The sequence below is a fragment of the Streptomyces sp. NPDC057253 genome (genome assembly GCF_042669125.1).
In the GTDB taxonomy this organism is placed as follows: Bacteria; Actinomycetota; Actinomycetes; order Streptomycetales; family Streptomycetaceae; genus Streptomyces.
Window position 1 is genome coordinate 1 of the sequence record NZ_JBHUXV010000124.1, and the last position, 26,443, is coordinate 26,443.

24 protein-coding genes are annotated in these 26,443 nt (G+C 71.5%); 18 read left to right on the plus strand and 6 right to left on the minus strand.

Annotated features, from left to right (window positions below; genetic code table 11):
- Positions 1-174 precede the first annotated feature (174 nt).
- The 3 genes from ACFULQ_RS40315 to ACFULQ_RS40325 form a co-directional block, all read right to left on the minus strand.
- Positions 175-891, minus strand: a complete 717-nt coding sequence (locus ACFULQ_RS40315) for a hypothetical protein (protein WP_383554249.1) — start codon at positions 889-891, stop codon at positions 175-177.
- A gap of 55 nt (positions 892-946) precedes the next feature.
- Positions 947-1,813, minus strand: a complete 867-nt coding sequence (locus ACFULQ_RS40320; protein ID WP_383554251.1) for an SDR family NAD(P)-dependent oxidoreductase — start codon at positions 1,811-1,813, stop codon at positions 947-949.
- 109 nt (positions 1,814-1,922) lie between these two features.
- Positions 1,923-3,380, minus strand: coding sequence for an FAD-dependent oxidoreductase (locus tag ACFULQ_RS40325; protein WP_383554254.1), 1,458 nt, complete (start codon positions 3,378-3,380; stop codon positions 1,923-1,925).
- Positions 3,381-3,713: 333 nt separating this feature from the next.
- Between ACFULQ_RS40325 and ACFULQ_RS40330 the strand changes: the two genes are divergently transcribed.
- Positions 3,714-4,568 (plus strand): MaoC/PaaZ C-terminal domain-containing protein, encoded by an 855-nt coding sequence (locus ACFULQ_RS40330; protein ID WP_383554256.1) that lies wholly within the window; start codon positions 3,714-3,716, stop codon positions 4,566-4,568.
- 153 nt (positions 4,569-4,721) lie between these two features.
- On the opposite strand, the gene ACFULQ_RS40335 is transcribed toward ACFULQ_RS40330, so the two are convergent.
- The gene (locus ACFULQ_RS40335; RefSeq protein WP_383554258.1) at positions 4,722-5,051 is read right to left on the minus strand and encodes a hypothetical protein; all 330 of its coding nucleotides are present in this window, start codon (positions 5,049-5,051) and stop codon (positions 4,722-4,724) included.
- 479 nt (positions 5,052-5,530) lie between these two features.
- On the opposite strand from ACFULQ_RS40335, the gene ACFULQ_RS40340 reads away from it, so the two are divergent.
- The 13 genes from ACFULQ_RS40340 (at position 5,531) to ACFULQ_RS40400 (ending at position 20,824) form a co-directional block, all read left to right on the plus strand.
- Positions 5,531-8,614, plus strand: coding sequence for a glycosyl hydrolase 115 family protein (locus ACFULQ_RS40340; RefSeq protein ID WP_383554261.1), 3,084 nt, complete (start codon positions 5,531-5,533; stop codon positions 8,612-8,614).
- 310 nt (positions 8,615-8,924) lie between these two features.
- The gene (locus ACFULQ_RS40345; RefSeq protein ID WP_361275863.1) at positions 8,925-10,016 is read left to right on the plus strand and encodes a nitronate monooxygenase; all 1,092 of its coding nucleotides are present in this window, start codon (positions 8,925-8,927) and stop codon (positions 10,014-10,016) included.
- Between the two features lie 300 nt (positions 10,017-10,316).
- The gene (locus tag ACFULQ_RS40350) at positions 10,317-11,081 is read left to right on the plus strand and encodes an enoyl-CoA hydratase family protein (protein ID WP_383554263.1); all 765 of its coding nucleotides are present in this window, start codon (positions 10,317-10,319) and stop codon (positions 11,079-11,081) included.
- A gap of 3 nt (positions 11,082-11,084) precedes the next feature.
- Positions 11,085-12,221: an acyl-CoA dehydrogenase family protein gene (locus tag ACFULQ_RS40355; protein WP_383554266.1), complete on the plus strand. Its 1,137-nt coding sequence runs from the start codon at positions 11,085-11,087 to the stop codon at positions 12,219-12,221.
- Between the two features lie 9 nt (positions 12,222-12,230).
- Positions 12,231-13,265 (plus strand): acyl-CoA dehydrogenase family protein, encoded by a 1,035-nt coding sequence (locus ACFULQ_RS40360; RefSeq protein WP_383554269.1) that lies wholly within the window; start codon positions 12,231-12,233, stop codon positions 13,263-13,265.
- Positions 13,262-14,194 (plus strand): SDR family oxidoreductase, encoded by a 933-nt coding sequence (locus ACFULQ_RS40365; RefSeq protein ID WP_383554272.1) that lies wholly within the window; start codon positions 13,262-13,264, stop codon positions 14,192-14,194. Before ACFULQ_RS40360 ends, ACFULQ_RS40365 begins: the two co-directional genes overlap by 4 nt.
- Positions 14,195-14,906: 712 nt before the next feature.
- A complete protein-coding gene (locus ACFULQ_RS40370; protein WP_361275850.1) occupies positions 14,907-15,470 on the plus strand; it encodes a cysteine hydrolase in 564 nt (187 codons plus the stop codon).
- Between the two features lie 106 nt (positions 15,471-15,576).
- Positions 15,577-16,479 carry an alpha/beta fold hydrolase gene (locus ACFULQ_RS40375; RefSeq protein ID WP_361275847.1) on the plus strand — a complete coding sequence of 301 codons (903 nt, stop codon included), beginning with the start codon at positions 15,577-15,579 and terminating at the stop codon, positions 16,477-16,479.
- A gap of 220 nt (positions 16,480-16,699) precedes the next feature.
- Positions 16,700-18,022: an aromatic ring-hydroxylating dioxygenase subunit alpha gene (locus ACFULQ_RS40380; RefSeq protein ID WP_361275844.1), complete on the plus strand. Its 1,323-nt coding sequence runs from the start codon at positions 16,700-16,702 to the stop codon at positions 18,020-18,022.
- 1 nt (position 18,023) lies between these two features.
- Positions 18,024-18,596, plus strand: coding sequence for an aromatic-ring-hydroxylating dioxygenase subunit beta (locus ACFULQ_RS40385; protein ID WP_275453921.1), 573 nt, complete (start codon positions 18,024-18,026; stop codon positions 18,594-18,596).
- A 16-nt stretch (positions 18,597-18,612) separates the two neighbouring features.
- The gene (locus tag ACFULQ_RS40390; RefSeq protein WP_361275842.1) at positions 18,613-18,810 is read left to right on the plus strand and encodes a ferredoxin; all 198 of its coding nucleotides are present in this window, start codon (positions 18,613-18,615) and stop codon (positions 18,808-18,810) included.
- Between the two features lie 25 nt (positions 18,811-18,835).
- Positions 18,836-19,591 carry an antibiotic biosynthesis monooxygenase gene (locus ACFULQ_RS40395; RefSeq protein WP_361275840.1) on the plus strand — a complete coding sequence of 252 codons (756 nt, stop codon included), beginning with the start codon at positions 18,836-18,838 and terminating at the stop codon, positions 19,589-19,591.
- A gap of 129 nt (positions 19,592-19,720) precedes the next feature.
- Entirely contained in the window at positions 19,721-20,824 is a 1,104-nt protein-coding gene (locus tag ACFULQ_RS40400; RefSeq protein ID WP_361275837.1) for a VOC family protein, read from the plus strand.
- Positions 20,825-20,893: 69 nt separating this feature from the next.
- Here the strand turns inward: ACFULQ_RS40400 and ACFULQ_RS40405 are convergent, their stop codons facing one another.
- Positions 20,894-21,673, minus strand: a complete 780-nt coding sequence (locus tag ACFULQ_RS40405) for an IclR family transcriptional regulator (protein ID WP_361275834.1) — start codon at positions 21,671-21,673, stop codon at positions 20,894-20,896.
- A 199-nt stretch (positions 21,674-21,872) separates the two neighbouring features.
- On the opposite strand from ACFULQ_RS40405, the gene ACFULQ_RS40410 reads away from it, so the two are divergent.
- The 4 genes from ACFULQ_RS40410 to ACFULQ_RS40425 all read left to right on the plus strand — a co-directional run bounded on the left by ACFULQ_RS40410 (position 21,873) and on the right by ACFULQ_RS40425 (position 26,084).
- Positions 21,873-22,802, plus strand: coding sequence for a hypothetical protein (locus ACFULQ_RS40410; RefSeq protein WP_361275831.1), 930 nt, complete (start codon positions 21,873-21,875; stop codon positions 22,800-22,802).
- A 52-nt stretch (positions 22,803-22,854) separates the two neighbouring features.
- The gene (locus ACFULQ_RS40415; RefSeq protein WP_383554280.1) at positions 22,855-24,075 is read left to right on the plus strand and encodes an NAD(P)/FAD-dependent oxidoreductase; all 1,221 of its coding nucleotides are present in this window, start codon (positions 22,855-22,857) and stop codon (positions 24,073-24,075) included.
- A 93-nt stretch (positions 24,076-24,168) separates the two neighbouring features.
- Positions 24,169-25,176: an ABC transporter substrate-binding protein gene (locus ACFULQ_RS40420; protein WP_361275825.1), complete on the plus strand. Its 1,008-nt coding sequence runs from the start codon at positions 24,169-24,171 to the stop codon at positions 25,174-25,176.
- Between the two features lie 173 nt (positions 25,177-25,349).
- Positions 25,350-26,084, plus strand: a complete 735-nt coding sequence (locus tag ACFULQ_RS40425; protein ID WP_383554283.1) for an IclR family transcriptional regulator C-terminal domain-containing protein — start codon at positions 25,350-25,352, stop codon at positions 26,082-26,084.
- A gap of 127 nt (positions 26,085-26,211) precedes the next feature.
- Here the strand turns inward: ACFULQ_RS40425 and ACFULQ_RS40430 are convergent, their stop codons facing one another.
- Positions 26,212-26,361 carry a hypothetical protein gene (locus tag ACFULQ_RS40430; RefSeq protein WP_383554286.1) on the minus strand — a complete coding sequence of 50 codons (150 nt, stop codon included), beginning with the start codon at positions 26,359-26,361 and terminating at the stop codon, positions 26,212-26,214.
- Positions 26,362-26,443: the final 82 nt, after the last annotated feature.

Here is a 26,443-nt window from a genome sequence, read left to right on the forward strand (position 1 = left end):
GTCGGCCGTCATCGGCGCCGTCCTCTTCGACGTCTTCGGCCACCATGGCCCGGACACCGTCAGCGACCACGAGGACTTCCTGCGCACCCACACCGCCGGCCTCGCGACCACCATCGGCCTGTGACCCCGAGAGACCCTGCGAGGACTCCGTACCACACCAAACGACCAACTACCTCAGGAAATGGGCGAGTTGAACGCGTTACGTTCCCGTCCCGGGCCGGTGAAGACGAAGTCCAGCTCCACCACCGAGCCGAACAGGCTGAGCCCGGTCGAGAACAGGTCGGTACGGATGTGGACCTGGGCGCCGTGCCGGCCGTAGGCGTACTCCTCGGTCCGGGAGAACACCTCCGAGGCCGCCATGCGCTCGTCGATCTCCCGGTCGCCGTCCTCGCCGCGGGCCTTGAGGACCTGCAGGCCCTGAACGCGGGCGGCGAACCCCGGGTTCGCGGCCATCTCCTCGCGCAGTCCGGTCACCGCGGCCTCCAGGTCCTCCAGCCGGCCGTAGTGGAGCCCGAAGTGCAGGTACGACTCCGGCCACTGGGCCCGCTGCTGGAGGAACGCCGTGAGCGCGGGGTGCTCGTCGTCGGTGCCGGCGCCCAGCTGCCGTGCGATGACGGCTTCGAGTTCGAGCTGTGCGGGCTTCAGCGCGAAGAGGTAGACGATGTTGTCGGCGCGGGCGGGGGTGTCCCGGTCCATCGCGATGACGTACAGCGGCTCGTCGGAGAACTGGTTGGGGAACTCCTGGACCCTGGCCCCGAGCAGTTCGAAGAACCGGGTCGCGAGCGCCCGTTCCCCCGGGCGGAAGTGGAGGGCGAGGTGCCCCAGACTCGTGCTCGGCAGGGGTACCGTCGCCGGCGGTGTGCGCTCGGGTGCGGGGTTCCTGATGGCCATGTCTGGCTCAACTCCTCGGTGTCGTGGCCGGGTTCGGGTGGTACGGCGGCCGGGTTCACTGGGACGGCGGCGTGGTGAAGCGGCTGCGTGCGGGGGCGGGCGGGCGGCGCGCGGTCAGCTGCTCCGCGCGGTCGCGCATGGCGGCCAGCACCGACTCGGGCTGGGTGACGATGTAGAACTCCCCGTCGGCGGCCTGCTGCAGGACGGTCGCGGCGGCCTCCTCGGCGCCGATGGCCCGTTCGCGGACCCGGAACATGGCCTCGCGCTCCTGCTCGGCCGCGGCCAGGTCACCGCTGTCGACGCCGCCCGCCCGGTCGAAGATGCGTGAGGTCACGGCCCCGGGCAGCACCGCGCCCACCTGGATGTGCCCGGCTCCGGCCAGGCCGACCTCCTGGTGGAGGCACTCGGTCATGGCCAGGACGGCGTGCTTGCTCATGATGTACGGGGTCTGCAGCGGCCACGCGGTCACGGCGCCGACGGACGCCATGTTGAGCACGCAGGCCGGTTCGGACTGGGCCAGCAGATGGGGCATGAAGGCCCGTATCCCATGGAACACGCCGCTGATGTTGACCGACACCAGGCGTTCGAAGTTGGCCACCGGGGTGTCCCAGAGGTAGCCGAACTGCAGGATGCCCGCGTTGTTGACGAGCAGGCGCACGGGTCCGGACTCCTTGACCACACGGTCGGCCAGTGCCTGTACGGCGGTCGCGTCCCGCACGTCCACGACGGCCGCGGTCGCCCGCCCCCCGTCGCGCGTGATGCCGGAGCAGGTGTGCTCCAGCGCGGCCTCGTCGACGTCCGCGAGGACGACGTTCATCCCGAGGGCGAGCGCGGCGTGCCGGGCGAGCCCCGCTCCGACGCCGGCGCCCGCCCCCGTGATCACGGCGGTTCCGCCGCCGAACACCTCGACTGAGCTGGGCATGGCCTCTCCCTTCCGGTCCCCTGGCCTGTGTGTACGTCGAGCCGGGCGCCCGCCCCGCCGTCTTCTCGCGTGCAGTCGCGCCGCCCCCTGCGCGTCCCACGGCTTCGCCTCACCCGTGTGCCGCCGCGCGTCCGGCACGGCGGCCGAAGAAGCTCCCGTCGCCGAGGGAGATCCCGCTCGCGTATCCGCCCGCGGCGATCCCGGCGGTCGTACGCCCCGCCGCGTACAGTCCCTCGATCGCCTCGCCGTCGACGTCGAGGACGGCGCCGTCGACGGCGGTGCGCAGGCCGCCCAGGGTGAATCCGGAGGTCTGGCCGCGCAGGTCGTAGACCCCGTACGGCGGACGCAGCGGACGTACCCACGCAGCGGCCTTGTGGTGGACCGGGTCGCGGCCCTCGGCGGCGTGCCGGTTGTAGAGTCCGAGCGTGGCCGCGAGTGCTCCGGGCGGCACGCCCATGGCCTGCTCCAGTTCGGCGATGTCCTCGGAGACCCAGGTCGGCGGAGGCAGCGGCATCGACGTGCCCGCGCGGTCGGCGGCAGCCCCGTCGGCCGCCTCCTCGTCGGCGACCACGAAGCTCTGGCTGCCGTGGTGGAGGAGCAGTTCCTGGCCGATGCGGCCGGGGTAGGTGTCCTCGTTGATGACGCGTTCGCCGCGGCCGTTGACGACGACGCCCCGGATCATCAGGCCGGGGTCGGTGTGTACGGCTGCCTCGCAGGCCCACAGGTGGGCGGTGTCCGCGCCGACGGCCTGCGCGGCCCGGATCGCCCGGCCGTCGTGCTGCTCGACCGCCGAGCCGGGGCGCCCGCCGAGCGCCGGGACGTGCCGGGCGACCATGTCCGCGTTGAAGGTGAAGCTCCCGGCCGCGAGGACGACACCGCGGCGCGCCCGGATCGCCACGTCCTCGCCGAGGCTGCGCGCGACCACTCCGCACACGCGGCCGTCGTCGGCCACGACGAGCCGCCGGAAGCGGGTGCCGTAGCGTGCTCGGGCGCCCGACCGCTCGGCGGTGGTGGCGAGATGCAGCATGAGCTGGTAGCCGGCGCCCCGTTCGCCGGTGCGCTTGTCCGCCATGCGCGGCAGGTGTCCGCGGGGTGCGGGCGGGGCGATCGCGGCAAACGGGTGGGCGTTCTCGCCACCGGAGTACATCAGGCCCTCGTCGCCCGGGGGTTCCCAGGCCGGACGGTCGTGGAAGGCCGCGCGGAAGGGCACCCCGCAGCGCACCAGCCAGTCGAAGTGCTCGACGCTGCGCTCGCTGTAGACCTCGATCTTGGCGGCGTCGGCCGCCGGTCCCATGGCGGCGGTCAGGAAGCGGTGCATGGCCTCCGGGGTGTCGTGGAAGCCGCAGGCCTTCTGCACGCCGGTGCCACCGCCCAGGTAGACGAACCCGCCCGCGAGCGCGGCGGCGCCGCCCCAGCCTCCGGTGTGTTCGAGGACCAGCACGTCGGCGCCCTCGGCGGCGGCGCCGATCGCGGCGGCGGCACCTGCCACGCCGTATCCGACGACCACGACGTCCGCCTCGCCGTCCCACGCGCGCACGTCGGCCTCACGGCACGGCCGCGCGGTCATACCGCCCGCTCCGGCGCACCGGCCGCCCGGGGCCCGTCTCCCGCCCCGTGCGGGACACCTGCGCCCCCGCGGCCGGTCCCGACCGCGGTACGGCGCAGAACCGGCCGCCGTGAGGCCCGACGCTCCCGAACCACCCACATGTCCGGCTCCCTTCGCTCCGCGTCCCCTGCCTACCGCGCCCGCCCCGGCCGGACATCGGCCCACTCTCACTGAGCGGGAGCCGGACGGGGTGAAACGGGCCGAGCCACCAGCGCCGTTGACTGCTCCGGGTCCGTTCCCTACCCTCCGCCTGACCAAGCGAGCGCTTGATTGGACGATGAAAGGGGCCAGGCGATGGACGACCGGACGGGTGATGCGACGGACCGGGGAGAACCCGGATCGGCCGGCAGGTGGCGCGGCCGTGATCTCGGCACCAGGACGGTCTCCTACGACGAGCGGGACGCGATGCTCTACGCGCTCGCCGTGGGCGCCCGCCCCGTCGAGGATCTTGACCTGGTGTTCGAGCGCGGGCTGCGGGTGCTGCCCACCTTCGCGCTCTCCCTGGCCCAGTGGGCCCCCGACGTCCTGGCCGGACGAGGGGCGTTCGGCGACGGCACCGCACTGCACGGGGCGCAACGGCTCACGGTCCACAAGGAGTTGCCCCCGGCCGGGGAGGTCACGTGCTCGGCCGCCGTGACCGAGGTGTGGGACAAGGGCGGTGCGGCCGTCTTCGAAGTGGCGGTGGACAGCGCCTACTTCCACGCGGTCTGGTCGGTCTTCGCCCCGGGCCGGGGCGGGTTCGGCGGCGAACGGGGTCCGGGCCGCCCACCCGCGCCCCAGGGCGACCCCAGCCACCGCACGCGGCAGCACACCTTCCCGGCACAGGCGGCGCTGTACCGTCTCACCGGCGACCGGCACCTGATCCACGTCGACCCGGTCGCCGCGGCCGCCGTCGGGCAGCCGCGTCCGATCCTGCACGGGCTGTGCACCCTGGCGGGCGCCGTCCTGCGGCTCGCCGACGTTCTCGGTGCCCACCCCGCCGATCTGGCCGAGGTGGACGGCCGGTTCGCCGCACCCGTCCTCCCCGGGGACACCCTCGATGTCACCGCCTGGCGGGACTCCGACGGGGACGGAGCGGCCTTCGAGGTGGCCCGTGAGGGGGAGGCCGTACTCACCGGCGGGCGGGTTCGTTTCGGCCGGGCCGGATGACCGGGCCGCCGGCTCGTCACCCGTCGCCCGCCCAGCGGGGCTGCGGCTGCATCGACCGGTCGCGCATCCCGTGCCCCGGGGACTGTGTTGCCGTAGGGGCCGGGGCGAGGGAGCCGGCGCCCGCAACGAGGCGTCGACTGCCCGGATTCGCCCCTACGGCATGATCGGGCGGTCGGCCAGGCGGGCGAGTTCGGTGAAGAAGGCGCGGTAGAGCGGCTCGTCGGTGGTCGGGATCTCGTGCCGGAGAAACACCGGCGCGGTGCCCGGCCCACTCGCGTAGATCGGTTCGCCCAGGTCCTCGGCGATGCCGAAGTACAGCCGTGTCACGCCGTTTCGACGTGCCTCGGCACGCACCGTCACCCAGTCCAACGGGTACCGGTACGGCCCGACGACGTTGCTGCGGCGGAAGACTTCGAGGATCCCGTGGTGCACCTGGATGTGCACACGCTCGTGCCGGAAGACCCGCGGTTCCAGCGGATCCATGTCAGACCACTCTCCGGTCGGCGAGCGCCGCCACCTCGTAGGCGAAGGCGGCCTGGTCAGTGCCGCAGAGCGCGGCGTTCACATCGCAGTGCGCCGGCGCCCCGAGCCGCTGCAGTGGCACCCGAACCCGGAACCGTGATTGCCGAACTGCTCGAACACCCCCCGGTCCACGCGCGGATGCAGGTACTCGCAGTCGAATGTGATCGGTTCCATGGCGGGACGATGGCCCGGCTCCGGCGGCACTCCAGGCGTGGCCGCATCCGACGACCTGCAAGCTTATTGACCTCTACGGGCAGACCCCTTACGTTCGGTGTTCACGATTATACTATCTGTTCATATACATGAATACGAGTGTGCCTGTCTTCCGGACTTCTGTAGGCACCCGTTCACCTACGTGTAGACATTTCCGGTCGCCACACATCACGGTCTCAGCGCTTCCGCACCCTTCCCGTCCTTCGAAGTCACGACAAGGGGTTGCCATGACCAGTTCCTCGCCGGGTTCCTCAGACATCCCGGTCAGCCGCAGAGCCGTAGTGGGGATGGCGGTGGGAGCCGCCACGGCCGGCTCGCTCGGCGCCGTCCTGGGGGCATCCCCCAACGCGTCGGCGGCGACCGCCATCGCGCCGGGACATCCCGCGGGTACGGGGTCGTACATCTCGTTCGCGCCAGGGTCGGGAAGGTTTCCGTGCGTACGGGCCGGCCGGGCTGCGCCCCTCGTGGTCAGCGGGGACGACTGGCCGGGTGTGGTGCGCGTCGTCGGTGACCTGCAGGCCGACATCGAGCGGGTCACCGGTGTCCGTCCGGCCGTCTCCGAGGGTGCCGTGCCGGAGCGGAAGGAGATCGTCATCGTCGGCACCATCGGCCGCAGCCCCTTGGTGGACGGGCTGGTCGCCGCCGGAAAGCTCGACGTCAGCGACATCGAGGGCAAGTGGGAGACGTCCTTGCAGGCGGTGGTGGACAGACCCCTGCCGGGTGTGGACCGGGCCCTAGTCCTGGCCGGCAGCGACCAGCGGGGCACGATCTTCGCCGTGTACGACGTCTCCCGCGGTATCGGCGTCTCACCCTGGTACTGGTGGGACGACGTGCCGCCGGTCCACCGCGACGAGATCTACGTCCTGCCCGGCCGCCACACCCAGGGCACCCCGGCGGTGAAGTACCGCGGCATCTTCATCAACAACGAGAACCCGAGCACGGGCGACTGGGCGCCCAAGGTCTTCGGACCCGGCAAGGACCCCGGCCAGCCGCAGGGGCTCAACCACCTCTATTTCGAGAAGATCTTCGAGCTCCTGCTGCGGCTGAAGGGCAACTACCTGTGGCCGGCGACATGGGGGCGGGCCTTCGCTCTCGACGATCCGGACAACCACGCCACCGCCACGCGCTACGGCGTCGTGATGGGCACCTCCCACGAAGCGCCGATGATGCGCGGTATCGAGGAGTGGAACCGCGCCCCCAAGGCCTACGGGGGCACCGGCGAGTGGAGTTTCGTCCGCAACCGCGACGCGGTCCAGGCGTACTGGCGCGACGGCATCAAGCGCATGAAGGACCAGGACATCGAGGGGATCGTCACCCTCGGCATGCGCGGCAACGGCGACACCAAACTGCCCGACGGGCCGGGCACCGACCTGATGAACGAGATCATCGCCGCCGAGCGGCAGGTCATCGCCGAGGAGCTGAACCCCGACGTGACGTCGGTGCCGCAGGTGTTCACCCTCTACACGGAGGTACAGGACTACTGGGTGGCGGGCCTGCGCCCTCCGCAGGACGTGACCGTCGTCTTCTGCGACGACAACTACGGGTACGTGCGCAAGCTGCCCGACCTGACCGCCGAGCCGAGACCCGGCGGATACGGGGTCTACTACCACTTCGACTTCAACGGCGGCGGGCGCTGCTACAAGTGGGTCGACACCGTCAACCTCGCCAGGACCTGGGACCAGCTGCACACCCTGCACAGCTACGGGGTGCGGCAGCTCTGGGTCGTCAACGTCGGTGACGTGAAGAGCCTGGAGGCACCCACCACGTTCTTCATGGACTACGCGTGGAACCCCGGTGCGTGGCCGGCCGACCGGCTGACGGAGTGGCGCCGGCAGTACGCGGAACTCCACTTCGGCCAAGCTGCGGCGCCCGCGGTCGCGGAACTGCTGCGCACCTACCAGCACCTCCAGGGCCGCTGCAAGCCGGAGGGCAGCAACCGGCGTTACACCCTCGGCCCGAGCGGTGCGATCTCGGTCTCCTTGAGCAGTGTTCCGTTCGACATGGACCACTACGCCGAACTCGACCTGCACGCCGCGGAGTGGAAGGCGGCCGCCGCGCTCGCCGACCACATCGCGAAACGGCTCCCGGCCGACCGCCAGGACGCCTTCCACGAGCTCCTCGGCTACCCGGTGAAGGCGACCGCGAACCTGTGGGCGCTGCGCTGGGCCGAGTTCCACAACATCCGCTACGCCGCTCAGGGCAGGGCCGCCACGAACGACTACGCCGACGCCGCCGAGGCCCGGTTCGCCGACGACGCGGCGATGGCGAAGTACTACAACGAGACCCTGGCGGGCGGGAAGTGGTCCGGCTGGCAGGCCGACACCAAGTTCGACTACGGCGACAAGGCCCGCTACGGCGACTCCGCCAGCTGGGCGCAGCCCCCGAGCCCCGACGTGATCTTCCCGGCGCTGCAGCGGATCACCGTCCCGTCCGGCGCGGAGATGGGGGTGGCGATCGACGGGGCGAGCCAGTGGTGGCCCCAGGCCACCGACACGGCACAACTGCCCCCCTTCAGCCCGCACCAGGACCGGCCCGCCCAGTGGATCGAGGTCTTCAACCGCGGTACCACCCCGTTCGCCTACGAGGTGACCACGGGCGCGACGTGGCTCAAGCCCAGCGCTCCCTCCGGTACCGTCCGCAAGGAGACCCGGATCACCCTCCGGGTGGACTGGTCACAGGCACCGGTGGGCACCACGCGGATTCCCGTCACGGTCACCGGCGCGGACCGCACGGTGACCGTTCAGGCGGTCGTCCAGAACCCCCCGCTGCCGTCCGGCGCCTCGGCGTTCGTCGAAGCGGGCGGGTACGTCTCGATGGAGGCCGAGCACCCCACCGAGGTGGTCGGCGCGGACGGAATCACCTGGCTGCGCATTCCCGACATCGGCCGCACCGGATCCGGCATGACCACGCTGCCGGCCACCGCGCCCGTCCAGACACCGGAGGGCGGCGGCCCCCGGCTGGACTACCGGTTCGTCCTCACCGACCCCGGGGACCTCACGGTCTGGGCGTACCTGCTGCCCCGGAACAACACCTCCTACGGCACAGGGCTCCACTACGCGGTCTCCGTGGACGACCAGGCCCCGCAGACCGTCGACATCACCGCCGGCGTGGCCTTCCCCAACACGCGATGGGAGATGAACGCCGTCAGCGCCTGCAACCGGACCGCGACCACGTGGACCGTGACCACCGCGGGCGAACACGTACTGCGGTACTGGATGGTCGACCCCACACTCGCGGTGCAGAAGTTCGTCATCGACACCGGCGGACTCAAGGACACCTACCTCGGCCCCCCTGAGAGCCGGCGGCGGTGAGCCCGGACCCCGGTCGGCCGCAGGCGCGTCGGCCGGGGCCGCGCCGAGGACGCGGGGACTCGCCAGGGGCGCGGAGGCACAGAGCCGGTTCCCCTACCGGCGCACCTCGACCGCCGACCTGCGTGAAGACCTACGCAACCAATCAAGCGCTTGGTAGAGTGCGTATCCGTACGATCCCGCGGGGAGTCCTTCGACGCCGGGCCCGACGGTCCGGCGATCCGCGAACTCCCCGCGTCGCGAATGACGTTGCGGGCACAACGGCCCAGACCTCGCCCCGGTTCGGGCGAGCGGCGTGAGAAGGAGATCCGGCATGACCGACCCCGTCGATCCCGTTCACCCCGCCCTGCGCACCCGGCTGTGCGAGTTGGTCGGCGTCCGCTACCCGATCGTGCAGACCGGGATGGGGTACGTCTCGGGCCCCGAGCTCACCGCCGCGACCGCGGCGGCCGGCGGACTCGGCATCCTGGCGAGCGCGACGCTGACCCTGGAACAGACACGGGACGCGATCCGCGCCGTACGGGAACGCACCGACGCCCCGTTCGGCGTGAACATGCGCGGCGACGCGCCGGACGTGCTGGAGCGCGGGGACCTGCTGGTGCGCGAGGGCGTGCGGATCGCGTCCTTCGCACTCGCCCCCAACGAACGCGTCATCCGCACACTGAAGGACTCCGGGCTGGTGGTCATCCCGTCCATCGGCGCCCGCCGCCACGCCGAGAAGGTGCAGGCATGGGGCGTGGACGCGGTGGTCGTCCAGGGCGCGGAGGGGGGCGGGCACACCGGTGGCGTACCCACCTCGATCCTGGTCCCGCAGGTCGTGGACGCCGTCGACATCCCGGTCATCGCGGCGGGCGGCTTCCGTGACGGCCGCGGCCTGGTGGCCGCGCTCGCACAGGGCGCCGTCGGTATCGCGATGGGCACCCGTTTCCTGCTGACCAGCGACAGCACGGTGCGTGACTCGGTCAAGGCCGAGTACCTCCGACGCGGGGTCACCGACACCGTCGTCACTCCGGTTCTCGACGGCATACCCCAGCGGGTGCTGCGCACCGACCCGGTGGAACGGCTCCTGAAGGAACGGCCGCCCGCGCGTCTCGTCCGTTCCCTGCGGCACGCCGTCGCCTTCCGCAGGACGTCCGGCACGTCGTGGTCCGACATGGTCCGCGAGGGTCTGGCCATGCGCCGCGGCCACGACCTGGGGTGGTCCCAGGTCCTGATGGCGGCGAACACGCCGATGATGCTGCGGGCCAGCATGGTCGACGGCAGGACCGACCTCGGCACACTCGCCTCCGGCCAGATCGCGGGCGTGATCGAGGACCTGCCCAGCTGCAAGGAGCTCATCGAGGGAATCGTCGCGGAGGCCGACGCCGTACTGACGCGGCTCACCGCGCCGGAGGCTCGGGAGTGACGGCCCGCCGGCCTTCCTCCGGCCACCGCCCCGGCCCGCCCCGGTCCCCGGCCGCCCGCCCCGATCATGCCGGGCGCCCGAGCGCCTGGGCCGCCCCTACGTTCCCGCCCCGGCCCCTCTCGCCCTCGCTCCCTCGCGGCCACCCGGGCCCCTCGCTCACCGCGGCCGACCCGGCAACCTCGGCGCCTCGTGCCCTCCCGGACGCCCCGGCCCTCGCAGCCCCAACCGACCGTCCCGTCCCTCCTCCAGCCCTCATCCCAGCGGCCCTCCCGGGGCGCCCCGACACCCCACGGAGTCCCCATGGGCAATGACATCATCCGGACCACGGTCGACGAGCGCGGCATCGCCGAGGTCGTCGTCGACTGCCCGCCCGTCAACGCCCTGCCGGTGGCGGGCTGGTTCCGGCTGGCCGAGACCGTCGAGCGGCTCGGCCGCGACCCGGACGTACGGGTCGTGCTGCTGCGCGCCGAGGGCCGCGGCTTCAACGCCGGCGTGGACATCAAGGAACTCCAGGCCGACACCGGCCACACCGCGATCATCGGCGTGAACCGCGGCTGCTTCGCCGCGTTCGCCGCGGTCTACGACTGCGCGGTGCCGGTCGTCACCGCGGTCCAGGGCTTCTGCGTGGGCGGCGGGATCGGCCTGGTCGGCAACTCGGACGTGATCGTCGCGGCCGAGGACGCGTACTTCGGGCTGCCCGAGGTGGACCGCGGCGCGCTGGGGGCCGCCACCCACCTGTCCCGGCTCGTCCCGCAGCACAAGGCCAGGGCCATGATGTACACCTGCGCCACCGCGTCCGCCGCCGAACTGCACGCCTTCGGCTCCGTGCTCGACGTCGTGCCCGGCGACCGGCTACGGGAGCGGGCCCTGGAGGTGGCGGCACAGATCGCCGGGAAGAACCCGGTGGTGATCCGGGCCGCCAAGGAGGCCTTCAACGGCATCGACCTGTGGGACGTGAAGCGCAGTTACCGCTACGAGCAGGGATTCACGTTCGAGGTCAACCTGTCGGGTGTCGCCGCCGAGGTCCGTGACGCATTCGGCCGCGCCACGGACGCGAAGGGGTGACCGATGGACCTCACCTGGAGCGACGAGGAGCGGGCCTTCCGGGCCGAGGCCCGTCAGTGGCTCGCGGCGAACGTACCGGACAGGCCGCTGCCGTCGGGTGACACCCGGGAGGGCTTCGCCGCCCATCTGGAGTGGGAGCGCACACTCTTCGAGGCCCGCTGGTCGGTGGTCTCCTGGCCCGAGGAGTACGGCGGCCGGGACGCCTCGCTGTGGCAGTGGCTGATCTTCGAGGACGAGTACCACCGGGCCGGGGCTCCCTCCCGGGTGACCCAGAACGGCATCTTCCTGCTGGCGCCCACCGTCTTCGCGTACGGCAGCGAGGAGCAGCAGCGGCGCATCCTGCCCCGGATGGCGTCCGCCCGGGACCTGTGGGCACAGGGCTGGTCCGAGCCCGGCGCGGGCAGCGACCTGGCCGCGACCCGCAGCCGGGCTGTCCGCGACGAGCACTCCGGGGGCTGGCGGCTGAGCGGCCAGAAGACGTGGACCACCCGCGGCGCCTTCTGCACCCACCTCTTCGGTCTCTTCCGCACCGACCCGGACGCCGAGCGCCACCGCGGGCTGACCTACTTCCTGGTCCCGCTGGACGCCCCCGGTGTCACCGTCCGCGGCTTCGAACGCCTCGACGGCGACGAGGGGTTCGCGGAGGTGTTCCTCGACGAGGTGTTCGTCCCCGACGCCGACGTACTCGGCGGGGTCGGGGAGGGCTGGCGGGTGGCCATGGCGACGACCGGCTCCGAACGCGGGCTGACCCTGCGCTCCCCCGGCCGCTTCCTGCACGCCGCCGACCGGCTGCTCGACCTCGCCCGCACCACGCCGGGCGGACCCGGGGCACACCGGGACCGGGTGGTGCAGTCGTGGATCGAGGCGCAGGCCTACGAGCTGTTCACCCTGGACCAGGTCACGTCGATCGTCGAGGGACGGCAGATCGGCGCGGAGTCCAGCCTGAACAAACTGTTCTGGTCCCGGCTCGACATCTCCCTGCACGAGACCGCCGTCGACCTGCTCGGGCCCGAGGCCGAGGTCGACACCCCCTGGAGCCGCGGCTTCCTGTTCTCCCTGGCGGGGCCCATCTACGCCGGCACCAACGAGATCCAGCGCAACATCGTCGCCGAGCGGCTGCTCGGCCTGCCGAGGAGGTGACGGCGCACCATGCGCTTCGCAGTGGCCGAACAGGATGCGGCCCTCGCCGAGGCCGCCGGAGAGGTGCTGGCCAAGCGGGCCGGTCCCGACCGGATCAGGGCCGGCTGGCCCGGCGGCCGAACCGAGGAGGTCGACGCCGTGTGGCGCACCCTCGCCGGGGTCGGCGTCACCGCCGCCCTGGTGCCGGAGGGCGCGGAGGGCCTCGGGCTCGACGAGAACGCCCTGCCCCCGCTCATGGAGGTCCTGGGCCACAGCGGCCTGCCGGTGCCCGCGGCGGAGACGGTGGCGGTCGGCGCCCCGCTGCTCGCCGCCGTCGGAGCACGCCAACTCCCCGACGTGCTCTCGGGATCGGCTTCGCTGACGGTCTCGCTCGTGCCCGGGGCCCCGGTGCCCTTCGCCGCGCACGCCGACCTGATCGCCGTGGCGAACGAGGACCGGCTGCTGCTGTACCGGCGGGACGAGGTGCGCGTCGAGCCGGTCGGCTCGGTGGACGGCTCCCGCGCGCTCGCCCGGGTCACCGCCCCGGCCGGCGTGGGGCTGCCGCTGGCCGAGGGGGCGGACGCGCTGGCCGCCGCACGGTGGCGCGGGGTGCTGGCGACCTCCGCCCTCCTCGTCGGGCTCAGCCGGCGGATGCTCGATCTGACGGTGAGCTATGTGGGGCAGCGCCACCAGTTCGGTGTGCCGGTCGGCTCGTTCCAGGCGGTGAAACACGCCCTGGCCGATGCGGAGCTCGCTGTGCGGTTCGCCCGTCCGGCGGTCCTAGCGGCGGGCTGGGCTCAGGCGGCCGGGGACCCCGAGGCAGCGGTACGGACGGCGATGGCGAAGGTCCTCGCCTCGGACGCGGCGCGGGCGGTGGCCCGTACGGCGATCCAGTGCCACGGCGCCATGGGCTACACCACCGAGTACGACCTCCACCTGTACGCCAAGCGGGCCTGGGCGCTCGCCGCGGACTGGGGCGGCCCGGCGGAACACCGGGAGTTCATCGCACGGCGGCTCGGACTCACCGGGGCAGCCGACGGCATCGGCGAGGGAGCGGGACTGTGACCGGATCCGAGAACACCGACCAGCGGACCGCGAGCGCGAGCGGATACGGCGATGGGATCTGCCGGGGCCGGGTCGTCGTCGTGACCGGCGCCGGTCAGGGGCTGGGCCGGGAGCATGCCCTGGCGCTGGCCGCCGAGGGCGCGCGGGTCGTGGTCAACGACCTGGGCGAGACCGCGAAGGCGGTGGCCGAGGAGATCGTCGCTGCCGGCGGGACGGCGGTCGCCGACCTCGGCGACATCAGTGACTGGGACTACGCCGAGCGGCTGGTCGGCCGGGCGGTCGCGGAGTTCGGGACACTGCACGCGCTGGTCAACAACGCGGGGCTCAACCGTGACCGGATGCTGGTCTCCATGACCGAGGCCGAGTGGGACCTGGTGATGAAGGTCGACCTCAAGGGGCATGCCGCGCCGCTGCGCCACGCCGCCGCCTACTGGCGGGAGCGGAGCAAGCAGGGGGATCCGGTGGACGCCCGGATCGTCAACACCAGCTCGGGCGCCGGGCTGATGGGCAGCGTCGGCCAGGGAAACTACGGTGCCGCGAAGGCCGGCATCGCCGCCCTCACAGTGATCGCCGCCGCCGAACTCGCCCGCTACGGCGTCACCGTGAACGCGATCGCCCCGTCCGCCCGCACGCCGATGACGGAGGCCGTCGATGCCTTCGCCGACAGGATGCGGGTACCGGAGTCCGGCTTCGACAGCATGCACCCCGGCAACATCTCACCGCTCGTGGTGTGGCTGGCCTCCGCGGACTCCGACGACGTGACCGGCCGGGTGTTCGAAGCCGAGGGCGGTGTGCTCGGCCTCGCCGACGGCTGGCAGCACGGCCCGCAGCGGACACGCGACCGCCGCTGGGCTCCCGACGAGGTCGGATCGGCGGTCCGCGAACTGCTCGCCGACGCCCCGGCTCCGGCTCCGGTCTACGGGGCCTGAGCGAGGGTTTCGCGAGGGGCGCCCCGACGCTCGGAACAGCGTCCGTGGTCCGACCCGTCGGCGCTCTGCCGTGGAGCCCCGGAGCGGACGAGGCCGGGCCAGGGACGGCAAGCCGGTTCCGGACAGCGAGGTCGATCCCGCCGACGCCCGCGACGCGCGGACCCGCGAGACCACGGGCGCGCACCGGCACCGACGGGAGCACCCGCCCCGGCCGTCGACGGTCACCGGTGCCGGCGGCGGAGACGGGGCGCTCGACGGACACGGGCATCGCGGGGCGCCGCACATTGCGTACCGGTGAGCGGAATGCAGGGTTGGGCGAGTGGGCGTCACGGCCCTACCCTGACCGCACCTCCATGAGGTGGGTCACACGCCCTGCCTCCGGGAGCCGCAGATGTCGGGTTCGACAAGGACCGGACGCTGGATGGGGACCAGAGGGAACACCCGACCGCGTCACTCCGGCCGCGGGGACGCGTCTCCGCCGCCGGGCCCGGCCCGCGAGGACAACCCGGGTACGCGCCCGCGCGGACGGCACCGGCCGTGGACAGCCGTCCACGGCGACTGCCGTCCCACGTCCGAGGCCTGTGGGGTATGCCGGTCGGACCCGGCATCACCCGGACCGTCCGTGGCCGGGGTCGTGGTGGCGACACTCCTGGCACCCGCCCCGTCCGTCCGTGACCCGACGTCGATCCACCAGGAGACAAGGAGCGAATTCATGGGCAACGCAGTCGTGATGGTGTGTGACATGCAGAACGACATCGCGCGCTTTCACCAGCGTCCCGAGGAGGCTGACCGCCTGGTCGGCGAGATAGGGAAGTTCATCGCCTGGGCACGGGAACAGGGCATGCCCGTCATCTACTCCTGTGTGGGCTACCGGCCCGACTACGTCGACGTGATCCCGCGGCTGGCGGCCGTGATCAAGGAACACGGGTTGCTGGTGGAGGGTACGCCGGGCTGCGCCGTCATCGATGAGCTGGCTCCGCAAGAGGGGGACGTGCTGCTGACTCGTCGTCGCAGCAGTTCGTTCTACGGGACCGACCTCGACCTCATCCTCAGGTCGCTGGATGTCGACACGATCATCCTCACCGGCATGTCGACGCAGCGGGTCGTGGAGTCGACGGCGCGTTCGGCCAGCGACCGTGACCTGCGGGTCCTGGTCGTCGAGGACTGCTGCAGCGCCGACTCCCAGGAGCTGCACGACGGGGCGCTGCGCGCGATCGCCGACTGGTTCGGCGAGGTCGGCAGCGCCGAAGAGATCATGAAGCAGTTCACTTCCTGACCTCCGCCACCGCCCGGCGATCCGTTCAGCGAACCGGATCGCTGGGCGTTGTGCTGCCCCTGGCCTCATCGTTCTGGTGAACGTCACGGACGACGAGGAGCAGCCAGTGAGCGCAGCAACCCCAGCGACCCCCAGGAGCACGGTGTGGGCCGACCTTCTCGGCTCGGAGGTCCGGTGGTACGACGCGGGAGGCATCCGAACCCGGTGCGTCGAGGCCGGTGACGGGCCGCCGCTGATCCTGCTCCACGGGGTCGGGGGCCACGCGGAGGCCTTCGCGCGCAACGTCGTACCGCTCTCCGAGCACTTCCGGGTGCTGGCGGTGGACCTGCTCGGTTCCGGGCTCACCGACAAGCCGGAGGGACCGGCAGACCTGGACGCGTATCTCTCCCACATGACCGCCTTCATGGACGCCGCCGGCGTGGAGAAGGCGCACTTCGGCGGGGAGTCCCTGGGCGGCTGGATCGCCATGTGGCTGGCGCTGCGCCGGCCCGAGCGGGTCGACAACCTGGTGTCCATCTGTGGGGCGCGGCTGATGGTCGAGACGGACCCGGAGTCGCGGAAGTGGACCGACGCCGGCCGGGACGAACTGCGCCGGCTGACCGACCAGTTCGTGAAGGACCCCACGCGGGAGAACACGCGTCGGCGCATGGAGTGGCTCTTCCACAAGCCGGAACGGGACCTCAGCGAGGAACTGGTCGACATCCGGTGGCGCATGTACCAGCGCACCGACGCGGTCGCTTCGATGAAGGAGTCGGGGAAGATGCTCGGGAAGAACCCCGAGCGCAAGGACGGTCTGGACTTCACTCCGGACGTGCTGAAGCAGGTCACGCACCGCACCCTGATGCTGTGGAGCTCCCACAATCCCTCCAACACCGCAGCCACCGCCGAGCGGGCCGCCGCCTATCTGCCGGACTGCGAGTTCCAGGTGATGGACGACTGCGGGCACTGGCCGCAGTGGGAGGACCCGGAGACGTTCAACCGCATCCTGACGGACTTCCTGCCGCACTGACGCGGGCCGTCGGCCTCCTGAGGCGGCCTCGTCCGGCCTGCTTGCCGAGAGGCCTTTCCATTCACCGATCCGATTCGCTTTTGTCGGAGGGCCCCGGGTCGCACGATCGGAGAGTCGGGGATCCGGAGGATCCGCCGCTTCCCGGTCCGTCTCCCTCCCGAGCCGTACCCTTCCCGACCTGCCCGGTACCCGGGCTTCGACGCGAGGAGCACTGAAACCCATGACCGCACTGACATCGGGGCCACAGGAGTTGGTGGGCCACTCCGCCAAACTACTGGCCGAGGGCATGGTCGACCGCCGGATCTACAGCGATCCCGACATCTACCGGATGGAGCAGGAGCTCATCTTCGCCCGGTCGTGGCTGGTGGTCGGCCACGACACCCAGATTCCCCGCCCCGGGGACTTCATCGAGTCCTACATGGGCGAGGAGTCGGTGATCGTCACCCGCAACCGAGAGGGTGACATCCGTGTCATGCTCAACACCTGCCGGCACCGGGGCAACAAGGTCTGCCGTGCCGAGCTGGGCACCACCCGCGCCTTCATGTGCCAGTACCACGGCTGGACGTACGACATCGACGGGAACTTCGTCGGCGCGCCGCAGTTCGAGAAGGTCTACGGCGACGACCTCGACAAGTCGAAGTGGGGGCTGCACCGGGCCAGGGTGGCGCTCTACAAGGGTCTGATCTTCGCCACGTTCGACACGAGCCTTCCGCCGCTGGAGGAGTACCTCGGTGACTTCACCTGGCTCCTCGACATGAGCCTCGACCCGCGGCCCGGTGGCGTCGAGGTCGCCGGCGGCTTCCTGCGCTGGAACATCAGGACGAACTGGAAGTTCGGCGCCGAGAACTCCGGTGGCGACCTCTACCACGGCGGTACGACGCACCGCTCGGCCGTCGACATCGGTCACCGGGCGATCGCCACCGGCAAGAACGACCCCAAGCACACCACGGACGAGGAACTCGACCCGGGTGGCACCATGACCAGTTCCTTCGGACACGGGGTGAACTGGAGCGACCGCCGGCCCGAGCCCGAGGGCGGCGCCCCCGTCCCGGCGGAGGAGACCCCGCTGGCGCGGTACCTGCGGGAGAACCGCGAGCTCACCCGGCAGCACCTCGGCGACTTCCGCAGCAGGACGATCCGGCGCTTCAACGCCAACATCTTCCCCAACGCCGGCTTCCACTCCAGCGCCCAGACCATCCACATCTTCCACCCGCGCGGGCCGGGCCGGTCCGAGGTGTGGCTCATCCCCCTGGTCGACAAGGCCGCGCCCCAGGACGTCAAGGACTGGGTGCGTCGGCACACCGACTCCCACTTCGGTCCCGGCGGCTTCTTCGAGGAGGACGACGGCGAGAACTGGGAGCAGGCCACCGCCGCCACCCGGGGTGTGGTCGCCTCGCGGCTGCCCTTCAACTACCAGATGGGCCTCGGGCGGGAGAAGGTGATCTCGGAGCCGGGCGTCCCGGACCGGATGGACGGCGGCTTCAACGACTACGGACAGCGCGCGCTGCTGGAGCGCTGGCACGACATGATGAGGACTCCCTGACATGGCGACGAGCAAGAGTGACCTGGTCCTCGACCCCGGCTCGGTGGGGACGCCCGACGGCGTGGTGGACGACCCCGCGCTGTACCGGCGGGTGACCGCCTGCCTGTACCACGAGGCGTGGCTGCTGGACGACGCCCGGTTCGAGGAGTGGCTGGAGTGGATGTCGCCGGACATCCGCTACTGGATGCCGACCCGGTTCGTACGCAAGGCCACCGAGCGGGACCTCGAGTTCGCCACACTGGAGCGCGGCGTCTCGTTCCTCGACGAGGACTACGAGGCCATGGCCATGCGCGTGGCCAAGACCCGCCACCGGATGTCGTGGACCGACAACCCCGCCGGGCGGACGGTGCACTCCGTCAGCAACATCCAGATCGTGTCGGTCGTCGACGGCCGGGCCACCGTCCGGTCGGTCGCGAGCGTCGAGCGCAGCCGGTTCGCCAACGAGTCCGACCGCTGGGTGTTCCGGCGCGAGGACACCATCAACATCAGCGAGGACCCCTGGAAACTGGAGGAGCGGAAGATCTTCTACCCCTCCCCGGTCCTGGAGTCGTCCAACCTGGCGATCTTCTTCTGAAGGGAGAGTGACGGACATGAAGGTCTCCGTCGACGAATGGCTGTGTGCGGGACACGGGCTGTGCGAGGCCGCTTCCCCCGAGGTGTTCGAGGTCAACGACGACGGCATCGCCGTGGTGCTCCAGGAGTCCCCCGGGGAGTCGTTGCTGTCCTCGGTCAAGGACGCCGTCCGGCTCTGCCCGGCCGACGCCATCCTCCTCAAGGAGAACTCCTGATGTCGCGGCCGACGGTGGGGCGCGCATGAGTCTGCGCGTGGTCCACCAGCGCCCGGTCGCGGCCGGTGCGCAGGCGGCATGGTCGGCGCACGCGGCCGTGCTGCGGGACACCAAGGGGTGCCTGGAGGCGGAGGTCTACCGCTCGCTCGACGATCCGGAGCGGTTGGCGCTGGTCGAACTCTGGGAGGACGACGGTGCGTTCGGCCGGGCCTGGGGCGAGTTGCTCGCCGAGGGCACACTGCCGCCCGGACTGTCCTCCGGTCCGCCCAAGGGTGTGGCCGGGGCCGACTCGGTCTCCGAGTTCTACCGGCACGGCTACACGGACCGCGCCTCCGGCAACTGGCTTCCGACCGGCCGTGCCGACGAGGCCTGGCGGGTGGCGTGGCCGGCCCGGGGCCAGGTGCGTGTGGTCATCCAGACCAGCACCCGTCCGACCCAGGCGGAGCCGTGGCCCGGCGGGGTCGAGGCTCTGCTGGAGACGCGCCGCGAACCGGGCTGCCTGCAGTTCGAGGTGTTCGCCGGTGTCGAGTTCGAACAGGACGGCCTGCTCCTGGAGCTCTGGGAGGACCAGTCCCGGTACGACGCGCACTGGCGGCTGCGGACGCGGGTGCGTGAGGCCGGCGGGGCCGGAGGCGGCGGCGCGCGGCCCGTCCAGCACGAGCGCGGGCAGGGGGACAACGGGGTGGAGTTCTACCGCCACCAGCCGTTCCTCCACCTCTACGACCGCTGGCTTCCCGCCGATCCCGAGGCCTGGTCCGACACCGTCGCCTGGCCCGACTGACACCGCCGCCCCCGTACCGGGGACGGCACATCACGCGGGGACGGGAGCCCGGACCGGGCTCCCGCACCACGACACCTTGACGGGATCCCGTACACACGGCGATCCCGTCCGTACGTTGAAGGAGGATCCATGTCCGGACTGATACCGGTCGACCGCCTCTACTCGATAGGCGTGGTCGTCCGTGATCTCAAGGCGGCCACGAGGCGCTACGCCGAACTGTTCGGCATCGACGAGTGGGAGGTACGCGACTTCGGGCCGGAGCGCGTGACCTCGGCGACGGCGCACGGCCGGCAGGTCACGCCGACGTTCCGCACGGCGACCGGGACCTCCGTGCCGCCGGGCGAGGGCACCTCGCTGATGGGCAACCCGATCATCCCGGTGACCTTCGAGCTGGTGCAGCCCCTCACCGGAGAGAGCCCGTTCCAGGAGTTCCGTTTCGTCCGCGGACAGGGCGTGAGCCACCTGACCCTGGCCGTGCGGGACCGGGAGGAGTTCGGCCGGCTGCGGGCCCGGCTGGAGGCGGAGGGGCTGTCACTGGCGGGCTCGCTCACCCTCGACGACCGCCTCGAACGGCACTTCGTCGACACCCGGTCCACGCTAGGCGGCTACCTGGTGGAGATCCGGGTGCCGCTGGCCGGGGACGGCGCGCTGGAGGTCACCGAACACTGGGACCACTCGGACGGCTACACCCGACCCGAGGGCAGGGAGCCGCTGGGGCTCAGCGGGGTCAACCACCTCGGCATCGTGGTCCAGGACGTGATGGCGGCCCTCCCCCACTACGACCGGCTCCTCGGTGTTCCCACCTGGAAGATGCGCGACTGGCGCACCGAGAAGGACCGGCTGGAGCAGCCCCACTACCGGGGCGAGTCGGTGGACCACGAGTACTTCACGGCGCGCGCCCAGATCGCCGACTTCGGGTTCGAGATCATCCAGCCCACGCTCGGTCCGAGCCACTACAACCGGGAGTTCGGCGACCGCTTCGGCTCCGGGGTGCACCATCTGATGCTGCACATGACCGACGACGAGAAGGTGTGGCACGAGGACCAGCAGTGGCTGGTCGACGCCGGTGTCCCGCTGGCCATGGGCGCGGTGCTCTACGGGGGCGGCGTGGAGTTCGCCTATCTCGACACCACGGCGGACCTGGGCGGCTTCGTGCTGGAGAGCGTGCTGATGAAGGGGCCCCTCGACCGCGAGCTGATGAAGCCCGACTACGTCATCGACTTCTCGGCGTAGAGCGGGCCCGCGACGGGTGTGGGACGGACCTGGAGGGGGGCTGTCCCACACCTCTGGGCGTTGCACCCGTCACTGACCGCCGCTCTCCTGTTTTCCTGTCGACCCGACCCACTGGCGGTTGATGCCGAGGGCCGTCGTACGCACGGCCGCGGCGACCCGTTCGGGATGGAAGCGGCTGGTCGGGCCGGTGACCGAGATGGCGCCGCGTCCTCGTCCGCTGCGGTCCAGCAGGGGGCTGGCGACACAGGTGACGCCGAGGGCGTACTCCTCGCGGTCGTAGGCGACCCCGCTCTCGCGTATCCGGGCCAGTTGCTGGTGCAGCAGGCCCGGAACCGCGATCGTGTGGCGGGTGCGGCGCTCCAGCCCCTGCTCCACCACCGTGGCGAGCAGGTCCGTGCCCGAGAACGCCAGCATGGCCTTGCCCAGCGCCGTGCAGTGCAGGGGTTTGCGGTCGCCGACCTCGGTGGTGGAGGAGGGCCGGCGCCGTCCGGAGATCTTGTCCAGGTACAACACCTCCGTGCCGTTGAGGACCGCGAGGTGGACGGTCTCGTGCACGGCCTCGTAGAGGTCCTCCAGGTAGGGCGTGGCCACCGCGCGCAGAGCCTGGCTGCGGGTGCCGGCGCCGAGCTCGAAGAGCTTCTGGCCGAGCCGGTACTCCAGTCCGTTGCGCTCCAGGATCTTCAGCTCGACGAGCTGCGTGGCCAGCCGGAACGCGGTCGCCTTGGGCAGCCGGGCGCGTCTGGCCAGCTCGGCGAGACCGAGGCCCGGAGCCTCCTCACGCAGCACGTCCAGGAGCATGAAGGCCCGGCCGAGCACCGTGGTGCCGACCCTGTCGTCGGTGATCCTCATATCCGGATCGTGGGCGCGTCATCCGCGCATGTCAAGGCTGTGGGACGTCGCGATGACGGCTGTGTGACGGTCGAGGTCAGAGGCGCATCGTTCCATTGGCCGACCCGGAACGCTGGCGGTGACCGGTGCCGGATTCCTACGGTCGTGGAGCCGGGTGCGACACCGTCCCGCCCGGCCACGACCCCCCTGGAGGTACACCATGCTTGCCCTGGGAATCGCCCTCTCCCACTCACCGACGATGTTCGTCCCGGTCGAGGAGTGGCCCGACCTTCACAAGTCACTGGTCGGCGACGTACCCCAGCCGAAAGCTCTCGCCGACGAGACGCCGGAGGCCAACGTCGTCTCCAAGGAGCGGATCGACGCGGGCCTGGACACCCTGAGCGCCAAGATCGCCAAAGCCGAGCCGGACGTGGTGGTGATCGTCGGGGACGACCAGAGCGAGGTCTTCGGCAAGGCGTTCAACCCCACCCTGGCCGTGTACGCCGGGCCCAAGGTCAGCGGAGTGACCCTGCGCCGCTTCCAGGACAAGCCCGGCATCAACCACGACCTCACGCTCACCTGTGACGCCGACTTCGGACTCGAACTCGCCACCGGGCTGATCGACCGCGGCTTCGACCCGGCGGTGATGACCGAGCTGCGCCCCCTGAGCCGCCCCGAGGGCCTGGGGCACGCGTTCACCCGGCCGGCCCATCGCCTGGGGATCGCCGAGGCCGACATCCCGCTGGTCCCGGTCTTCCTCAACGGCTACCACGACCCGCTGCCCAGCGGGCAGCGCTGCTGGGAGCTCGGCGAGGCGCTCCGCGAGATCGCCGAGGCCAGCGACAAGCGGGTCGTGCTCGTCGCGTCGGGCGGGCTGACCCACGACCCGATGGGTCCGCGGGCCGGCTGGATCGACGAGCGGCTGGACCGGTGGGTGCTCAGCCGGATCTCCGAGGGCCGGGGCGAGGAACTCGCCCAGCTGTTCGCCTTCGACTCGGACACCCTGCGCGGCGGCAGCGGTGAGATCCGCGCCTGGATCACCGTCGCGGGGGCGTTCGCCGGGCGCGCGGGCACGGTCGTGGACTACATCCCGCTGCACCACGCGGTGACCGGCCTGGGCCTCGCGTACTGGGAGCCCGAGGGCGAGTGAGCACATTCCCCGTTCAGCGGTCCAGGCCCGTACGTCGCCTTCCGGAGGAAGCATGAGTGGCACCGAGCAGTACGTCGTCGTCGGGGGCTGCGCCGCGGGCGTCTCGGCGGCGTTCGCCCTGCGCCAGCACGGGTTCGAGGGCTCCGTGGTCCTCCTTGAGGCCGGGACCGAGGCCCCGTACCGGCGGCCGCAGTTGTCGAAGGTGCTCGGGGACACCCCTGACGCGCTCCGCCCGATCGCCGACCCCGAGTCGTACGCCGAGCGGCGCATCGTCCTGCGGCTCGGTACCCGGGTCGAACGTCTCGACCCGGCCGCCCGCACGGTACATCTGGCCGACGGCACGTCACTGCACGCCGACAAGGTGCTGCTCGCCACCGGGGTCGCGGCCCGCCGCCCGGATCTGCCGGGTATCGGCCTGGACGGCGTACTGAGCCTGCGCGACCCGGACGACGCACTGCGGCTCGGCAAGGCGATCCGGGACGGTGGCCCGGTCGTCGTCCTCGGCGGTGGCTTCATCGGCATGGAGGTCGCCGCGGTGGCCCGGACCGCTGGCTGCGAGGTGACGGTGCTGGAGGCCGCGCCGGCGCCGATGCTGGCCGCGCTCGGCCGGGAGCTCGCCGACCTCGTCACCGCGTTCCACCGTGAACGAGGCGTCCGCGTGCTGACGGACGCCAAGGTCACGGCGCTGGACGGTAACGGCACCGTCGAGGCCGTGGTCCTCGCCTCCGGTGAGCGGATCCCCGCGACCACGGTGGTGGTCGGGGTGGGAGTGGTACCCAACGACCGGCTCGCCGCCGAGGCGGGCGTGCGCTGCGACGGCGGCATCGTCGTCGACCTGCACGGGCGCACCTCGGATCCGTGGGTCTTCGCCGCCGGCGACGTCACCGTCCAGCCGCACCCGCATCTGGCCGCCGCCGGGCGGATCGAGCACTGGGACAACGCCCAGCAGCAGGGCGTCGTCGCCGCGCGGGCCATGCTGGGCGAGCTCCAGGACCACGACACGGTCCCGTACTTCTGGTCCGAGCAGTACGGCCTGCAACTGCAGATGGTGGGCCGGCCGCGCCCCGGCGACACACAGGTGCTGCGCAAGGACGCCACACCGAGCAAGTTCATGGCGTTCTGGCTGCGGGACGGCGGGGTCGTCGCCGCGGCCGGTCTCGACACCGTCCGGGACGTGGTGGCCGCGAGACGGCTGATCGCGCGGTCGGCTTCGTACCCGGTCGACCAGCTCGCCGATCCCGGCACCGACCTGCGCGCCCTCGCGCGATCGTGATCCCGCCCGCCCCGCACGCCCGGAATCAGGCGGCACGCGGGGCGGGCAACCCATGTGAAACCTTCGTACAGCGAAAGACCAAGGAGGGCCCCCGTGGCCAACACCACCGTCCGGATGCTCTGCAGCGACATCTCGCACATGGCGATCGGCCATGTCTGGCGTGAGAGCGGTGTGACCCAGAAGCACGGCTTCGACCTGGTCACCCACATCGCGAACGCCGACGTCCCCGGCCAGCCGCGGGTGGAGATGGGCGAGCGCGGGCCGAAGGTCCTCAGCGGCGAGTACGACTTCATGAGCGGTCTGCACCACGAGACCTACGCCTACCGTGCGCGCGGCGACAAGCGCTTTGTCTACCTCGCCCAGGCGCAGAACGACTGGGACGACGTCCTGGTCGCCTCGCCCGCGATCGACGGCCTGAAGGGGCTGGAGGGCAAGCGGGTCATCGTGAGCACCTCCGCCCCTTGCGTCTACGGCAACTTCCGCAGCGCGTTGAGCCACGCCGGCGTCGACGTGGACGCGGTGGAGTTCGACGTGTGGAAGGAGCAGGGCACCGGTGTCGCGCTGCGCGCGGTGCAGGCCGTCCTCGACGGTGAGGCCGACGCCGCCGACGTGGACATCCCCTTCGACCGCTACGGCACCCAGCGCGGACTGAAGGTGCTCGGCCTCCCGCAGATGCCGGTGATCCACAACACGACCATCTGCGCCAACCGCGAGTGGGTGAAGCAGAACGAGGAGCTCACCCGCTCGTTCCTGCGCTCGATGATCGAGACCATCCACTTCTTCAAGACCCGCCCGAAGGACGTCTGCGACATCCTGCAGGAGCACCTCGCCCCGCAGATCGGGATCGAGGACCCCGAGGACATCGCCCACCTCCAGCGCTTCTGGTCGCAGGCCCTCAGCCCCAAGCCCTACCCGCACCCCCTGGCCATCTGGAACGTCTACCAGCTCGACACCCTCAAGGACGAGCGGTCCAACCACATCGGACCGCTGGAGATCTGGGACACCAGCTACCTGCGGGACATCGACGACACCGACTTCGTCGACTCCCTCTACGGGGGGATCAAGAACACCGCGGCCCCGGCGGTGAACGCCCTCATCTGAGTCGCCTGCGCGAGCCCGGACGGCCATATGTCCGGGCTCGCCATGTTTGCCCGGGTCCGAAAGCGGCACGGGTTTGACACGGCCGCCCGTCGTTCGTATAACGAATAATTGTGCTGAACGGTGAGCAGAAGAGTCTTCCGGCAACGTCCGGCGCTCCGGCACGCCAGGAGGTCATGGGCGGGCTGGCCAAGGGGCTGGCCATCCTTGAGGCCTTCTCGCCGCTGCGGCCGCGTCTCACGGTCACCGAGGCGGCGCAGTCCTCGGGGACGACCCCCGCGGCCGCGCGGCGCTGTCTGCTGACCCTGACGGAACTGGGCTACCTGAGCCACGACGGCAAGTACTACACCCCCACGCCCCGCGTGATGCGCCTGACCTCCGCGTGGACCGCCACCGCCGTGCTGCCCTCCCTCGCCCAACCACGCCTGATCGCGGTGCGCGACGAACTCGGCGAGTCGGCCTCGCTGGCAGTGCTGGAGGGAGGCCAGTCGCTGTTCGTCGCACGCGCCGAGGCCGCCCGCATCGCGTCGGCGGGTGTGCGGCTCGGTGCCACACTCCCCCTGCTGGGCTCGGCCACCGGACGGATCCTGCTGAGCGGATGGCCCAGGGAGCAGGTCGAGGAACTCGTCGCGACGACGCCCGTCGAGCGCAAGACGCCCCAGACCATCGTGGATCCCGTCGAACTGCTCGCCCGTGTCGAGGAGGCGCGCCGCGAGGGCGTCGCGTTCACCGACGAGGAACTCGACCTCGGTGTGCGCACCATGGCGGTCCCGGTGCGGGACATCGGCGGTGTCCTGCACGGGGCCATGAGCGTGAGCGCCTTCGCCGCCCAGGTGAGTCTCGCGCAGATGCGCGAGGAGTACTGGCCGGTGCTGGACCGTGAGGCCAGGCATCTGGGGCGGATGCTCTGAGAGGGCGGCCCCTTGGCCGCGAGCCATCGGGCCTGCTCGTCCACGGTCCGCTGGTCCACGGGCACCCGGTTGCCGGGCCCCTCGGTGTCGTGCGTCATCGCTGCGGCTCCTCTCTGTGCCGGCTTGCTCAGTGGTGTTCGTCGTGCGCGTGTCCGCCGACGGGCGAAAGAGGCGGTACGACGGGCAGGGTCCGTGTCTCGGCAACCTCCCCGACCTCGTTGCCGGCCGTCCCCAGCAGTTCGCGGACCTGGCGGAGCGCCGCATTCAGATGAGACACCGGCCTGTTCCCAGGCCTTCGCCGACAAACGGCGATGCCGTGGTGCAGAGCCCGATCGGGCTCTGCACCACGGCATCGCCGT